Annotated in this window: 11 protein-coding genes; 7 read left to right on the forward strand and 4 right to left on the reverse strand. The window is 72.0% G+C overall.

What is annotated here, in order from left to right:
• Positions 1-178: 178 nt before the first annotated feature.
• Positions 179-1,891 (reverse strand): IclR family transcriptional regulator C-terminal domain-containing protein, encoded by a 1,713-nt coding sequence (locus tag UW392_RS23835; RefSeq protein WP_320777136.1) that lies wholly within the window; start codon positions 1,889-1,891, stop codon positions 179-181.
• 113 nt (positions 1,892-2,004) lie between these two features.
• Entirely contained in the window at positions 2,005-3,450 is a 1,446-nt protein-coding gene (locus UW392_RS23840) for a M6 family metalloprotease domain-containing protein (protein WP_320777137.1), read from the reverse strand.
• Between the two features lie 289 nt (positions 3,451-3,739).
• Between UW392_RS23840 and UW392_RS23845 the strand changes: the two genes are divergently transcribed.
• Entirely contained in the window at positions 3,740-4,384 is a 645-nt protein-coding gene (locus tag UW392_RS23845) for a helix-turn-helix domain-containing protein (RefSeq protein ID WP_320777138.1), read from the forward strand.
• Between the two features lie 201 nt (positions 4,385-4,585).
• Entirely contained in the window at positions 4,586-6,196 is a 1,611-nt protein-coding gene (locus UW392_RS23850) for an MFS transporter (protein WP_320777139.1), read from the forward strand.
• 99 nt (positions 6,197-6,295) lie between these two features.
• Here the strand turns inward: UW392_RS23850 and UW392_RS23855 are convergent, their stop codons facing one another.
• Positions 6,296-6,808: a MarR family winged helix-turn-helix transcriptional regulator gene (locus UW392_RS23855; protein ID WP_320777140.1), complete on the reverse strand. Its 513-nt coding sequence runs from the start codon at positions 6,806-6,808 to the stop codon at positions 6,296-6,298.
• 210 nt (positions 6,809-7,018) lie between these two features.
• Here UW392_RS23855 and UW392_RS23860 point away from each other — a divergent pair, with 210 nt between their 5' ends.
• Together UW392_RS23860 and UW392_RS23865 are read left to right on the forward strand one after the other, a co-directional pair.
• Positions 7,019-7,780, forward strand: a complete 762-nt coding sequence (locus tag UW392_RS23860; protein WP_320777163.1) for a class III extradiol ring-cleavage dioxygenase — start codon at positions 7,019-7,021, stop codon at positions 7,778-7,780.
• A gap of 493 nt (positions 7,781-8,273) precedes the next feature.
• Complete coding sequence (locus UW392_RS23865; protein ID WP_320777141.1) at positions 8,274-9,272, forward strand: RNA polymerase sigma factor RpoD/SigA; 999 nt, start codon at positions 8,274-8,276, stop codon at positions 9,270-9,272.
• A 713-nt stretch (positions 9,273-9,985) separates the two neighbouring features.
• Here the strand turns inward: UW392_RS23865 and UW392_RS23870 are convergent.
• Positions 9,986-10,954: a YafY family protein gene (locus tag UW392_RS23870; protein WP_320777142.1), complete on the reverse strand. Its 969-nt coding sequence runs from the start codon at positions 10,952-10,954 to the stop codon at positions 9,986-9,988.
• Between the two features lie 61 nt (positions 10,955-11,015).
• On the opposite strand from UW392_RS23870, the gene UW392_RS23875 reads away from it, so the two are divergent.
• The 3 genes from UW392_RS23875 to pfkB all read left to right on the forward strand — a co-directional run bounded on the left by UW392_RS23875 (position 11,016) and on the right by pfkB (position 14,529).
• Positions 11,016-12,545: an MFS transporter gene (locus UW392_RS23875; RefSeq protein WP_320777143.1), complete on the forward strand. Its 1,530-nt coding sequence runs from the start codon at positions 11,016-11,018 to the stop codon at positions 12,543-12,545.
• Between the two features lie 272 nt (positions 12,546-12,817).
• Positions 12,818-13,579, forward strand: a complete 762-nt coding sequence (locus UW392_RS23880) for a DeoR/GlpR family DNA-binding transcription regulator (protein WP_320777144.1) — start codon at positions 12,818-12,820, stop codon at positions 13,577-13,579.
• Positions 13,576-14,529, forward strand: a complete 954-nt coding sequence (gene pfkB / locus UW392_RS23885) for a 1-phosphofructokinase (RefSeq protein ID WP_320777145.1) — start codon at positions 13,576-13,578, stop codon at positions 14,527-14,529. Before UW392_RS23880 ends, pfkB begins: the two co-directional genes overlap by 4 nt.
• The last annotated feature ends 3 nt before the right edge of the window (positions 14,530-14,532 follow it).

A 14,532-nucleotide genomic window follows, 5' to 3' on the forward strand; every position in this document is an offset into this window, starting at 1 on the left:
GACCGGTACGGGCCCGCGAGGCCGTGTGGGTGTGGCCGACCGGGGACAGCCTAGCGGATGGTGTCTGTGGTGGTCGCCCAGGTTGTGGGTGTGGAGCGTGGCGCGGGGCCGGTTCGGTCGGGTTGCGTGGTTTTCCGTCGGTGGTCAGGGTGCGGTGCAGGGCGTACGGCTTGGGTGCTCAGGTGTTCGGTACCGTGCGAAAGCGGCCCGCCACGTGCAGGTCCGCCTCGATGGCGTGGACCGTCGCTCGTAGTTCCGGCAGGAGCTCGCGTACGCATTGGTCCGGGGTGCGGCGGCTGCTGTGCTGGGCGACGTTCACCGCGGCGACCGCGCGGCCGCCGAGCTCCCGTACCGGTACCGCGATCGAGAGCAGTCCTTCTTCCAGTTCACCGTCGACGAGGGCGTACCCCTCGGTGCGTACGTGGTGCAGGAGGGTGGTGAGTTCGCCGGGATCCGTGACCGTGCGGGGGGTCAGCGGCTTCAGTTCGGGCAGCCGTGGCTGCGGGAGGTCCGCCAGCAGTACCCGGCCGAGCGCCGTGGCGTAGGCGGGCAGGCGGGTGCCGACCGTGAGGTTGACGCTCATGATGCGGCTGGTCGCGGCACGGGCCGTGTACTGGATGTCGTCGCCCGTCAGTACCGCCAGTGACGCCGACTCGTGCAGCCGGGCGGAGAGTGTCTTCAGGTGCGGGGCCGCGATGTCGGGCAGTGTCGTCCGGGAGAGCGGGGGGAAGCCGAGTTCGAGGACGCGTGGGGTGAGGCGGAAGGCGCGGTCGTCGTGCGTGGTGACGTGACCCAGGTGCGTGAGGGTGATCAGGGCGCGTCGCGCCGTTGCCCGGGCCAGGCCCGTCGCCTCGGCCACCTCGCTCAGGGTCAGCGCCGCACGGCCTTCCCCGAACGCCGTGATGACGGTCAGGCCGCGGGCCAGCGACTCGACGAACTCACGGCCCAGTTCCTGTTTGGAGGCGCCTGTCCAGGCGGCGAGTCCGGTGGCGGTTCCGGTGGTAGCGGCCGTGGTGGTCGTGGTGGCCGTGGTTGCGGTGAGGGGGGTTTCGCGTGCTTCGCGTACCTCGCGTTCCATCGTCGTGACCGCCGTGCGCAGCCGGGGCAGCAGCGTCCGGCGCAGGTCGTCCGCGGTGTGGCGGCTGGTGTGGCTCACCACGCTCACCACGCAGGCGGTACGGCCGTCCGCGTCCCGTACGGGCATGGCCAGCGCGACCAGCCCCGGCTCGATCAGCTGGTCGTCCAGCGACCAGCCCCGGGCGCCCGCCGCGGCGGCCCGCGCCTCGAAGTCGTCGTCGTCCGCCCGGAGCGGTGGAGTCGTTCGCGGAGGTACTGCCGGGAAGGCGCTGTCGTGCGGGTCCGCCGACCGCCTGGCGCGCCAGCGGGCCCAGTCCTCCTCGCCCCATTCGGCCGCGAACAGCGGGCCAGGCGCGGTGCGTTCGGCGGGCAGCAGGTCGCCGATGCGGAAGCTCAGCGACATCGCGCGGCGGCGGGTCGCCTGGTGGATGAAGCGGATGCCGTCCTGGTCGGCGACCGCGAGGGAGACCGACTCGTCCAGTTCGTCGGCGAGGGCGTCCGCGTGCGCGTCCAGGAGCCTCGGCAGGCGCAGGGCGGCGAGGTAGGCGTTGCCGAGTTCCATCAGGCGGGGTGCGAGTACGGCGTCACGGCCGTCGAGGCGGAGGTGGCCCATGCGGGCGAGCGTCGCCGTGATCCGGTCCACGGTGGAGCGGGCGAGTCCGCTGGCCCGTTCCAGGTCGCTGAGGGCGGCCGTCCCGCCCGCCTCGGTGAGCAGCCGCAGCACGCCGATGCCGCGCATGAGCGGGGTGACGGCTTCGGCGGGCGTGGCCGCACCGGCAGCAGCCGAGGTGTCGGAGGCGACGTTCGGGACCATGGGGTCACCGTAAGCCCGGCCGGCCCGGAGCCGTCATGGTCGCGGGCTCGGTGACGGGTGCCCGACCCGTCATGGTCCGCCGTGGTCGGGTGCCCGGACCCGTCATGCTCGGGTCAGCGGCGGGTCACCCGTACGCGGTGGTCGCCGGCCGCGTCGGTGGCCGCGACGGCGATGGCGATGCCGGCGCGCCGGTCCTCGAAGGTCTCTCCGGGGACGAACGTCGCGTCCGACAGTTCCGCGTGGACGTTGGGGCTGCGGGTGCAGCCGCCGCTGTCCCGCCGTGAGTCGAACACCCGCACGGGCCCGTCGCCCGTGTCCACGGTCGCGTCGACCTTGTACACGAGGATGCCCGGGCGGCAGACCGCCACGTCGTTGCCGCCGCGGGTGCGCAGTTCGACCGCGTACGCCGTACGGGAGTCGAGCGGGACGACGACCAGCTTGGCGCCGCCGGGCTCGGGCAGCGGGGTGAGCGTGTACTCGGCGGTCCCGGAGGAGGCCGCGCAGCTCACCTGGGTCTCGTCCAGCCAGCCCAGCTTCCACTTGTGCCAGCCGAGGAGGTCGTTGTCGGCGCCCCAGTCCTCACTCATGATGTCCCAGTGCCCGGCGGCGCCCCCGCCCTCGTGGGTGTAGAGGTCGGGCAGGCCGAAGACGTGGCCGTTCTCGTGGGGGAGTACCCGGTAGCCGGTCTCCTCGTAGGCGCCGGAGCCGTCGTCCTGGCGGCTGTAGACGAAGGACGCGTTGCTGAGCGGCGTCCCGTCGGCGTCCGGCGCGTCGCGGTTGCCGGCGAAGGTCACCGACAGGACGGTGTCCAGCGCGGAGGGGCCCGCGTTCGGGGTGACCAGCACGTTCAGGAGGTCGTACGCGGGGAAGTCGACCGCCGGGTCGGCCACGGCCACGAGGTCCTCGACCAGTTTCCGGTAGCCGGGCTCGAAAGGAGCGCCGCGTTCCAGGCCGTACGCGCTGAACGGTTTCGGCATGCGCAGCCAGTGGCCGATCGGGGCCTCGGCCCGGTAGTCGAGCCTGCCGTAGGAACTGGTGGCGAACCAGGCGCGGGTCTGCGGGGCGAACTCCGCGAGGCGTTCGAGCGCGGTGCCCTCGCCGGGGGCGTCCGCGAAGTCGATCATCAGGTTGAGGGCGCGGACGGTGCCCGTGGAACGGGCGTAGCCGGGCGGGGTCGGGATGCCCTCCGTCATCTGGACGTCGAGCGGTCCGCTGATCATGCAGGGCGCCAGGGGGGTGCCGTGGCCGAGCGGGGTGGCGCCGGCGGCTTCCGTCGGGTGCCCCCTCAGGTGCACGGTGCCGGCGGATGTGCTGACCGCGAGGGTGAGGGCGGTGACCGAGGCGAGCGCGGCCACGCGGCGGGGGCGTATCCGGCGGCGGAGGTTCCGTTCGGAGCCGGAGCCGGAGCCGGAGCCGGAGGCGGCAACGGGGTCGGGGCCGGAGCCGGAGGCGGCAACGGGGTCGGAGCCGGAGCCGGAGGCGGCGACGGGGTCGGGGCCGGAGTCGAGATCGGGGCCGGGGCCCTGCCCGGCGGGGGGTATCCGGCTGGCTGGCTGCATGCATGGACCCCTCGTCCCGCGGCAGCCGCCGGTCTCTGGCTGCACCCTTTCCGATCACCCTGGGACGGAGGCGGTGCGGGCGCGCGCTGGAGGAGCCGATCGTGGGATTCCGGGGCGCGCTGGTGTGACGTAGGTCACATGAGGAATGTGGTGCGGGGGAAATAACCGGGGACCAGCTCCCCGTTTAGCCAGTGTCCGTGCGAATCGGGGAGCTTCTCCCCGGATCACCGGCGGACCCGGTACGAGAACTGATTCGGTACGAGAACCGTCGAGCGTCGAGGAGTACACCGTGCAGACCGCGCATCCCGCACCGCGCAAGGCGTCCCGGCCGCGCGCCGACGCCCTGCGCAACCGGGAGCGGATCGTCACCGCCGCCCGGGAGATGTTCGTCGAGTTCGGCCCCGAGGTGCCGCTGGACGAGATCGCCCGCCGGGCCGGCGTCGGCAACGCCACGCTGTACCGCAACTTCCCGGACCGCGACGCGCTGGCGCGGGAGGTCGTCTGCTCGGTCATCGACCGTACGGCCGAGGCGGCGGAGCAGGCGCTGACCGAGACGGGCGACGCCTTCGAGGCGCTGTCCCGCTTCGTGCACGCCGCCGCCGACGAGCGGATCAGCGCCCTGTGTCCGATGGTTCCCAGCACTTTCGACCAGCACCACCCGGACCTCGTGGCCGCGCGCGAGCGGGTCGAGGAGCTCGTGGCGGTGCTCATGGAGCGTGCCAGGGCGGCCGGGCAGCTCCGCCCGGACGTGGGCGTGGGCGACCTGATGGTCGCGGTCGCCCAGCTCAGCCGGCCCCCGGCCGGTGCCGCGTGCCTGCACGTCGACCGGTTCGTACACCGTCATCTGCAGCTGTTCCTGGACGGGCTGCGCGCCCCTGCCCGGTCGGACCTGCCCGGTGCGACCACGACCTTGGAGGATCTGCGACAGGCCTGACCACCGACCACTGACCGATCAGTGGGTTAGTCGGCCCCACCCGATTCACCACTCACGCCACCAAGACCACATACGCACTCGCGTTCACGCACAGCGTTCACGCACTCGCGTCACTCACACCACGCGCACTGATAGCCCATGTGCGCCGTGGGGCTCACTCGTTCCTCTTTTCCGTCACGAAGTCCCGAAGTGGGTACCTCCATGCCTGATACAGCCCCGGCCGCCGCCGACACCGGCGCGGCTCCGGCTCCCGCCCTCGATCGCACTCCTGGCGATCGCGGCAGCACTCTCGATCCCAACCGCTGGAAGGCGCTCGTCTTCATCGCGCTCGCCCAGCTGATGGTCGTCCTCGACGGCACCATTGTGAACATCGCGCTGCCCACCGCCCAGCAGGACCTGGGGATATCGGACGGCAACCGGCAATGGGTCATCACCGCCTACGCCCTCGCCTTCGGTGGTCTGCTGCTCTTCGGCGGCCGCATCTCCGACCTGTGGGGCCGTCGGCGCACCTTCGTCACCGGACTGATCGGCTTCGCCGCGGCCTCCGCGCTGGGCGGTGCGGCGACCGGTGAGGCGATGATGCTCGGTGCCCGCGCGCTGCAGGGCGCGTTCGGTGCGCTGCTCGCGCCCGCCGCGCTCTCCCTGCTGGCCGTGATGTTCACGGACACCAAGGAGCGCGCGAAGGCGTTCGGCATCTACGGCGCCATCGCCGGTGCCGGTGGCGCCGTCGGCCTGATCCTCGGCGGCGTCCTCACCGAGTACCTGAACTGGCGCTGGACCTTCTTCGTGAACATCCCGTTCGCGATCGTCGCCGCGGTCGGCGCGTACCTCGTCGTCCGTGAGCCCGCGGGGGGCCGCAACCGCTCGCCGCTCGACATCCCGGGCGTCGTCCTGTCCACCCTGGGCCTGGTCGCACTCGTGTACGGCTTCACCCGGGCCGAGACCGGGGGCTGGAGCGACGCGCTGACGGTCACCATGTTCGTCGCCTCGGTGGTCCTGCTGGCGGCCTTCGTCCTCGTCGAGTCCCGCGTCCGGGCCCCGCTGCTGCCGCTGCGGGTGCTCACCGAGCGCAACCGCGGTGGTGTCTACCTCTCCCTCGGCCTCGCGGTCATCGCGATGTTCGGCCTCTTCCTCTTCCTGACCTACTACCTCCAGGTCGTGAAGGGATACTCCCCGGTCAGGACCGGCTTCGCGTTCCTGCCGATGATCGCGGGCATGATCACGGGATCCACCCAGATCGGCGCCCGGCTGATGACCCGGGTCCCGCCGCGGCTGCTGATGGGCCCCGGCTTCCTGGTCGCCGCCGTCGGCATGCTGCTGCTGACCCGGCTGGAGATCGGCTCCTCGTACGCCGGTCTGCTGCTGCCCGCCCAGCTGCTGCTCGGCCTCGGTATGGGTACGGCGTTCATGCCGGCCATGTCCCTGGCCACGCTGGGTGTCGAGCCGCGGGACTCCGGTGTCGCCTCCGCGATGGTCAACACCTCCCAGCAGGTGGGCGGTGCGATCGGTACGGCCCTGCTGAACACGGTCGCCGCCTCGGCCACCACCGCCTACGTCACGGACCACCTCGCCTCGGCGACCTCCCGCACGCAGGCACAGCTGGTCCAGCTCGAGGGCATGGTGCACGGCTACACCAGCGCCATCTGGTTCGCGGTCGGCATCCTGACGCTCTCCGCCGTGATCGCGGCGACCCTAGTCAACGCCGGGCGGCCCGGGGTGACCAAGGGGTCCGGTGGTGCTGCCGGTGCCGGTGGAAGCGACAGTGGCGAGGCTGCCGGCCACGAGTTGCAGGTGCCGGTGGTGATGCACTGACGGTGCGGTGACGCCGTCCCGGGGCGCGGTGCATGGTGCACGGTGCCCCGGGGCGGTGCTGCCTCGGGGCGGCGGAGCCCCGGATCGCCCGCTCGGCCCTCAGCGGAGCCAGGGCAGGTCCGCGCCCGCCTCCTTGGGCTGCAGTCCCTCGGCGATGATCTGCAGGATCTCGCCGAGGGACTGCTGTTGTTCCGGGGTGAGCCGGTCGAAGAACGCCTGGCGCACGGTGGCCACGTGGCCGGGCGCGGTGCGCTCGAGCACCTCGTTCCCCTCGTCCGTCAGTACGGCGAACTGGCCCCGCTTGTCGGAGGGACAGTCCTCGCGGCGGACCCAGCCGTTCTTCTCCAGCCGCGCCACGGCGTGCGAGAGGCGCGAACGGGTGATCTTCGACTGCCTGGCCAGTTCCGTCATCCGCAGCCGCTTGCCCGGCGCCTCGACCAGGGCCACGAGCAGGCCGTAATAGATGTGCGGCATGCCCGCGTCACGCTGGAGCTGACGGTCGAGGTGGTCGTCCAGAAGGATCGTCGCGTGCATGTACGCACGCCAGACGCGCTGTTCCTCGTCGGTGAGCCAGCGCGGTTCTTCAGCGGGTGCAGCGGATGCCGTGTTCATTACTCCACTGTACGAGGCTCCTAATTGAAAGCTAAACAAAGCGGGAGTAGCCTGAGGATAGATTTTGAGGTTTCAAGTATCAGTCCGCGCGCACGCACGTCCACGCACGTCACGCACTGCTGCACACGCCGTACCGCCGTACCGCCGTACCGTCGCGAAGGGAGCCGTCGCATGTCCGTCGTCGCCGAGGAGCGCCCCACTGTGGAGCGCATGCCCGCCATCTATCTGAGTCATGGTGCCCCGCCGCTCGCCGACGACCCGGTCTGGCCGGGTGAGCTGGCCGCCTGGTCGGCGGGTCTGCCGCGCCCCAAGGCGATCCTCGTCGTCTCCGCGCACTGGGAGGAGGCCCCGCTGGCGCTCGGCGCCACCTCGGCCGTCCCCCTCGTGTACGACTTCTGGGGCTTCCCCGAGCACTACTACCGGGTCCGGTACGACGCCCCCGGCGCGCCCGCGCTCGCCGAGTCCGTGCGCGGACTGCTGCGCGCGCCCGGCATGCCGGTGCAGGACATCCCCGACCGCGGCCTGGACCACGGTGCGTACGTCCCGCTGGTCGAGATGTTCCCGGACGCCGACATCCCCGTCCTCCAGATATCGATGCCGACGCTGGACCCGGTGAGGCTGATGGACATCGGCCGCCGGCTGGCGCCCCTGCGGGACGAGGGTGTGCTGATCGTCGGCTCCGGCTTCTTCACCCACAACCTGGCCGCTCTGCGGCAGCCCGGCATCCCCGCGTGGTCCGCCGAGTTCGACGACTGGGGGCAGCGCGCGCTGGCCGCGGGCGACGTGGACGCCCTCCTCGACTTCACCCGCAAGTCCCCGGCCGGTCTCCTGGCCCATCCGCGTACCGAGCACTTCGCTCCGCTCTTCGTGACCATGGGCGCGGCGGACGCCTCCGGCGAGCTGGACGCGCAGCGGTCGGTGATCGAGGGCTTCTGGATGGGGCTGGCGAAGCGGTCGGTGCAGTTCGGCTGACGGCGCGTACGGCCTTCGGGCCGGCTTCCGGACCGGCTCTCGGACCGGCTTCCGCATCCGTTTCCGGCAACCAACGGGCGGTGCGGTTCGTCTTCGGAGACGGGTGGATGGGAGTGGGCCGCAGGGGTGGTGCTCCCTGCGGCTCGGCGTGAAGAGGGGGGTCGCCCTGTGAGCGGCGTCTCACTTCCGGGCCGGGCGCGGGGCTGTGGGCAGCCGGCGGAGTGGTCCTGATTCTTGGGTTGACCTGCGTATCCGTGGGTTCCTGTGGTACTCGTCCTCGTGCTGTGGCGCGACAGGGTACTGCATGATCACGAAAATGGCGGGACCGGCTGGGAATTCTGTCCCGATTCCAGTCGTTGTTTCCATCAGATGGTGGGCACCCGGGAGGGTGTCACCAGCGCCACAGGACCAACCGCTAGCCCTCTGTCCGGCGCACGGCGAAGCACACGCCACGTCGTGAGCGGGGAGGACTCCGATACGCAAGGGAGCACGCATGGCAACCCGTGCCGTCGCCGCTCGTCGTAAGTCCGCCTCCGGCGGAGGCGACGCGGCCAACAGCGTTCGCGCCTCGAGCGGTGAGATCGCCGACCGCGACCTGGTCGGCATGTACCTCGACGAGATCGCACGCACGCCGCTGCTCGACGCCGCCAAGGAGGTCGAGCTGTCCCAGATCATCGAGGCCGGCGTGTTCGCACGGCAGATCCTCGATGGTGAGGAGGAGGCCAAGGCGGACGCCACCCGCGAGGAGCTCGAGGCCCTGGTGGCCGACGCCGAGCGGGCGAAGGACATCTTCATCAAGTCCAACCTCCGCCTCGTGGTGGCCGTGGCCCGGCGCTACCCGCGCAGCGGTCTGCCGCTGCTCGACCTGATCCAGGAGGGCAACGCCGGCCTGGTGCGCGCCGTCGAGAAGTTCGACTACCGCAAGGGCTTCAAGTTCTCCACGTACGCCACGTGGTGGATCCGCCAGGCCATCACCCGTTCCATCGCCGACCAGTCGCGGACCATCCGGCTGCCCGTGCACCTCGTCGAGGAGCTGGGCAGGATCCGCCGGGTGCAGCGCGAGTTCAACCGTGAGCACGGCCGCGACCCCGAGCCGGCCGAGATAGCGACCGAGCTGGGCTCGACGCCCGAGCGCGTCTCGGACGTGCTGGACTGGGCGCGCGACCCGGTGTCGCTCAACATGTCGGTGGACGACGAGGGCGAGACCCAGTTCGGCGACCTGTTGGAGGACACCTCCGCGGTCTCGCCCGAGCAGTCGGTGCTCACCCTGCTGCGCAGCGAGGAGCTGGACGACCTGATCGGACGGCTCGACGAACGTACGGCCTCGATCATCAAGATGCGGTACGGCATCGAGGACGGACGCGAGCGCACGCTCACCGAGGTCGGTAAGGAGCACGGTCTCACCCGTGAGCGCATCCGCCAGATCGAGAAGCACGCCCTGCTGGAGCTGAAGAAGCTCGCCCGCGACACGGGCTTCGACGCGGCTGCCTGACCGCCGTGCCGGCCCCGGCATCCGCCGGGGCCCGTCGGCGGCGGGCGCGGGGACCGTCCGCGCAGAAACGTCACTGTGCAGAGCTGTACCGGTGTGCGAGCCGTGAACCTGGCGTACCGATCAGTGCTGCCGCCGTGACCTGTGCGTCACCAGTGCTGCCGCCGTGACCTGTGCGTCACAGGTGTACGATCCGACGGCCAAGCGCCGGGCCGGTGACGGGCGCCACCGCCTCGGCGGTCGAAATTGCTTGCGAGATACCGCTTCAACTCCGGGTTTCCGGGGCACAAGACCTCCGAGCCCACGACATCGAAAGGCCCGGAGCAGCCACGCGCCCGGGACCACGATCGGGGGTTCCCCTGAAGCCCGCGACGCGTACTCCCGTACCGCCGCACTCCCGGAACCGCACGCTCGCAGGACGGCACCGCACCCTCGTAGTCACCCAGCAGGCCCGGCACGACGAGCCGGAGCCCACCAGAGCCAAGTCCCGACGCACTCCCCCCGGCGCCGGGACTTCCCAGAGCCGAGCTTCGGCGCCTCCCCCCTGGCGCCGGAGCTCGGCTCCTCCCCCGTTGCGCCAGGAATTCGGTCGCGTCGCGTACCCGGTTCCCCGGCGGGAGGACCACCCCGCACCTGAACCGCGGGGTGACCCGGTCGGCAAATTGTGCCACAGAGGCAAACTCCGTCGCCGTGGAGATCACTCGGTGGTCAGCGGCTCACCCCGCGTCCGCCGCACGCGTCAGCCGCGCTCCCAGCTCCCTGAGGTGGCCGACCAGTGCCGGGGGTTCGTGCACCATGAAATCGCAGTCCAGTGACGCCAGCTGTCCCGTCAGCCACTCCACCGGGTCGCTCACGGAGGCCCGCAGTCGGCAGCTCTGCGCGTCGATGGGTTCGGGCACACCCATCCAGTGCGGCAGCCGGGCCGCTATGAAGGCCGAGGGCGCCGCGAAGGTGACGTCGACCTCGTACGTCTCCCGCTGCCGGAACACCGACCGCCGCAAGTACTCGGCCGCGCTGCCCGTCGGGAGTTCGCGCGGCGTGAACCGCGTGCCCGTCGCCAGGGGGTCGCCGACCCGGTCCACGCGGAAGGTGCGCCAGTCGGCGCGGTCCAGGTCGTACGCCACGAGGTACCAGCGGCGGCCGGTCGACACCAGCCGGTAGGGCTCGGTCAGGCGCCGCGACGGGGTGCCGTCACCGGACCGGTACGCGAACCGCAGGCGCTCCCGTCCCGCCACCGTCGAGGCCATCACGGTCAGCGTCTCCGGGGCGATGCGTGCCCCGTCGCCACTGGTGCGGGCGGTCGTCGCGGCCTGGAGGGTGGCGACCCGGTGGCGCAGCCGGGCCGGCAGCACCTGCTCCAGCTTGGCGAGCGCCCGCACCGCCGCCTCCTCCACGCCCTCGACGGCGTGGCCCGCGCCCGCCCGCAGCCCGACGGCGATCGCCACGGCCTCCTCGTCGTCCAGTACGAGCGGGGGCATCGCCTTGCCGGCCATCAGCCGGTAGCCGCCGTCGGACCCCATCGTCGCCTGCACCGGGTAGCCGAGCTCGCGCAGCCGGTCGATGTCCCGGCGCACCGTGCGGCGGGAGACGCCGAGCCGCTCGGCGAGCTCACCGCCGGGCCACTCGCGCGGCGTCTGGAGGAGGGAGAGGAGCTGGAGCAGCCGGGCGGGGGTGTCCGTCGTCATGGCTCGAGGATGCCGGAGCACTAGGACATGGACTGGCCTAGTGCGGACCTAACTTCGGCGCATGATCTCAAGCAAAGCCACGACGCCCGCACCGGGTGGGCAGGCTGTCGGCGTGTCCGGTCCGGGCGGTGCAGTCGGCACGGGCGGCGCGGATGCCCCCGCCGACCGCCGGCGCTGGTTCGCGCTCGCCATCGTCATGACCGCGGCCTTCATGGACCTGGTCGACGTCACGATCGTCAACATCGCGATCCCGGCGATCCAGCGGGACATGGGCGCGACGCTGGGCCAGATCCAGTGGATCACCGCCGGTTACGCCCTCGCCTTCGCGGCGGGGCTCATCACCGGCGGGCGGCTGGGCGACATCCACGGCCGCAAGCGCCTCTTCCTCATCGGTATCGGTGGTTTCACGGCCGCGTCCGCGCTGTGCGGCCTCGCCGTCGGCCCGGAGACGCTCGTCGCCGGGCGCTTCCTGCAGGGCGCGATGGCCGCGCTGATGGTGCCGCAGGTGCTCTCGATCGTGCACGCCACCTTCCCGGCACACGAGCGCGGGAAGGTCTTCGGGCTCTTCGGCGCCATCGTGGGCCTCGGCGCGGTCTCCGGCCCGCTGCTCGGCGCCCTGCTCACCGAGTGGAACCTCTTCGGCCTGGAGTGGCGCCCGATCTTCCTGATCAACCTTCCGGTCGGCATCGCGGGATTCGTCCTCGGCAGCCGCTACATCACGGAGTCCAGGGCGCCGCGCGCACTCAGGCTGGACCTGGTCGGCGTGGCCCTGGTCGTGCTCGGCCTGCTGATGCTGATCTACCCCCTGACGCGCGGGCACGAGCTGGGCTGGCCGCTGTGGGGGCACGTCTCGATGGCGGGTGCGCCGGTGGTGTTCGCGGCACTGGTGGCGTACCAGAGGCGCAAGGCCCGTATCGACGGGTCCCCGCTGATCGAAATCTCGCTGTTCAGGGTGCGGAGCTTCGCCGCCGGCATCGCGGTGCAGACCGTCTTCGGTGTCGGCCTCGGCGTCTTCTTCCTGGTGTGGACCCTCTACATGCAGATCGGGCTCGGCTGGAGCGCGCTGCGCGCCGGTCTGACCGGTGTGCCGTTCTCGGTCGCGGTCTCGCTGGCGGCCGCCGTCTCCGTGCAGAAACTGGTCCCGCGCTTCGGCCGCAAGGTCCTCCAGGCCGGTGCCCTGCTGATGGCGGGCGGCATCCTCCTCTACATCTGGGAGTCCGACCGGTACGGCATGTCCATCACCCCCTGGCAGATGGTGCTCCCGTTGGCCGTGATGGGCGTGGGGATGGGACTGATCGTGGCCCCGCTGACGGACGCGGTCCTGTCGGAGGTGCCGCGCGAGCACGCGGGCTCGGCGTCCGGCCTGATCAGTACGGTGCAGCAGATGGGTCACGCGCTGGGGCTGGGCCTGGTCTCCGTGGTGTTCTTCGGCGTCATGGGGGACCGGCTCGCTCCGGCCGAGATCGGCCCGGCCCACGCGGATGCCTTCCGGTACGCGCTCGGGTGGGTCGCGGCGGTGCTGGCGTCGATCTTCCTGCTGATGTTCGCCCTTCCGAAACGCCCGGCCCAGCACGTCGAGGGCGCGGTCTGACCCGGACGCGTCCCGACGGCTCATCGCGTATGTCTGCTGGTGGATCGCGCACGTCCGCTTGGCTGTCGCGCACGTTTGCTTGTGCATCGCGCACGTCTGCTTACTGATCACACGTGCTCGATTGCGTTCGCCGCGTGCCCGACTGCGTCTGTCACATGCCCGACTGCGTCTGCCGCATGCCCGAACCTGTTTACTTTCCGGAGAACCGGGCGTAATCTCCCGGGGGAAACCACAGGTTCGGGCATGAGCGGCAGGGTCGGAGGCGAACGGGCGTGTACGCACCGGAGCGGCAGCAGGAGATTCTCCGGCTCGCCCGTGACGGCGGACGCGTGGACGTGATGTCGCTGGCGGAGGAGTTCCAGGTCACCGCGGAGACCATCCGGCGCGACCTCAAGGCGCTGGACCGCGCGGGCCTCGTCCGCCGGGTGCACGGCGGCGCCATACCGGCGGGGCGGCTGGACTTCGAGCCCGACCTCGCCGAGCGCGAGGGCACCGCGGCCGACGAGAAGGACCGGATCGCCCGTGCCGCACTCGCCGAACTGCCGAGCGACGGCACGGTCATCCTCGACGCCGGCACGACGGTCGCCCGCCTCGCTGCGGCGCTCCCGCTGGAGGCGTCGCTCACCGTCGTGACGCACAGCCTGCCCACCGCGGCCCGGCTCGCGGACCACCCCGGCGTGCAGTTGCACCTCGTCGGCGGCCGGGTCCGGACCCGTACGCGTGCGGCCGTGGACGCCTGGGCCCTGCGCGCCTACGGCGAGATCCGCGCCGACGTGCTGTTCGTCGCGGCCAACGGCTTCTCCGCCGAGCACGGACTGACCACCCCCGACCTCGCCGAGGCGGCCGTCAAGCGGGCGGCCGTCGCCGCCGCCCGCAGGGTCGTGCTCCTCGCCGACTCCGCCAAGCACGGCCAGGAGCACTTCGCCCGCTTCGGCGGCCTCGACGACGTGGACCTGCTGATCACCGACAGCGGGCTGAGCCCCGAGGACGCCGCCGCCATGGAGCGCGGCGGCACGGAAGTAGTACGCGCATGATCCTCACCGTCACCCCCAACCCGTCCCTCGACCGTACGTACGAGCTCCCCTCGCTCGACCGCGGTGAGGTCGTCCGCGCCACCGGCGAGCGCGTGGACCCGGGAGGCAAGGGCGTCAACGTGTCGCGGGCGGTCGCCGCCGCCGGACAGCGCACCGTGGCCGTGCTGCCGCTGGGCGGTGCGCCGGGCGCGCTCGTCGCCGACCTGCTGGACACCCAGGGCATCGAGGTCGCCCCCGTGCCGGTCGCCGGCGCCACCCGCTCCAACATCGCCCTGGCCGAGGCGGACGGGGTTCTGACGAAGATCAACGCCCCGGGCCCCGAGCTCTCCGCCGCCGAGGAGGAACTCCTCCTGGAGACCGTGCGCACCCAGTCGCGGGACGCCTCCTGGATCGCCTGCTGCGGCAGCCTGCCACGCGGCCTCGCGCCCTCCTGGTACGCCGCCCTGGTCGCCCGGGCGCACGCCGCCGGAGTCCGGATCGCGCTCGACACCTCCGGACCCGCGCTCCTGGCCGCCCTCCGCGAGCGCCCGGACGTGGTGAAGCCCAACGCCGAGGAGCTCGCCCAGGCGGTCGGCCGCCCCCTCGCCACCGTCGGTGACGCGGTCGAGGCCGCCGAGGAGCTGCGCGCGCTGGGCGCGGGCGCCGTGCTCGCCAGCCTCGGCGCGGACGGGCAGGTGCTCGTCGACGCCTCGGGGGCGTGGTTCGGCGGCGCCCGCGTCGCCCCCGCCGCCGTACGCAGCAACGTCGGCGCCGGGGACGCGTCCCTCGCCGGTTTCCTCATCGCGGGCGGTGACGGCCCCGAGGCCCTCGCCTCCGCGGTGGCCCACGGCGCGGCCGCCGTACAGCTGCCCGGCAGTGTGATGCCGACCCCGGCCGACCTGGCGCCCGCCGCGGTGACGGTGACGGCGGAGGTCCCGACGGACCGCGCGCTGTCGGAGCCCGTGTCATGACCG

Source organism: Streptomyces sp. CRN 30 (assembly GCF_034105845.1).

Bases quoted from the DNA above. Each gene is read 5' to 3' on its own strand.
- UW392_RS23835 (WP_320777136.1), bottom strand. From the start codon at position 1,891: ATGGTCCCGAACGTCGCCTCCGACACCTCGGCTGCTGCCGGTGCGGCC.
- UW392_RS23855 (WP_320777140.1), bottom strand. From the start codon at position 6,808: ATGAACACGGCATCCGCTGCACCCGCTGAAGAACCGCGCTGGCTCACC.
- UW392_RS23850 (WP_320777139.1), top strand. From the start codon at position 4,586: ATGCCTGATACAGCCCCGGCCGCCGCCGACACCGGCGCGGCTCCGGCT.
- UW392_RS23840 (WP_320777137.1), bottom strand. From the start codon at position 3,450: ATGCAGCCAGCCAGCCGGATACCCCCCGCCGGGCAGGGCCCCGGCCCC.
- pfkB (WP_320777145.1), top strand. From the start codon at position 13,576: ATGATCCTCACCGTCACCCCCAACCCGTCCCTCGACCGTACGTACGAG.
- UW392_RS23865 (WP_320777141.1), top strand. From the start codon at position 8,274: ATGGCAACCCGTGCCGTCGCCGCTCGTCGTAAGTCCGCCTCCGGCGGA.
- UW392_RS23875 (WP_320777143.1), top strand. From the start codon at position 11,016: ATGATCTCAAGCAAAGCCACGACGCCCGCACCGGGTGGGCAGGCTGTC.
- UW392_RS23860 (WP_320777163.1), top strand. From the start codon at position 7,019: ATGCCCGCCATCTATCTGAGTCATGGTGCCCCGCCGCTCGCCGACGAC.
- UW392_RS23870 (WP_320777142.1), bottom strand. From the start codon at position 10,954: ATGACGACGGACACCCCCGCCCGGCTGCTCCAGCTCCTCTCCCTCCTC.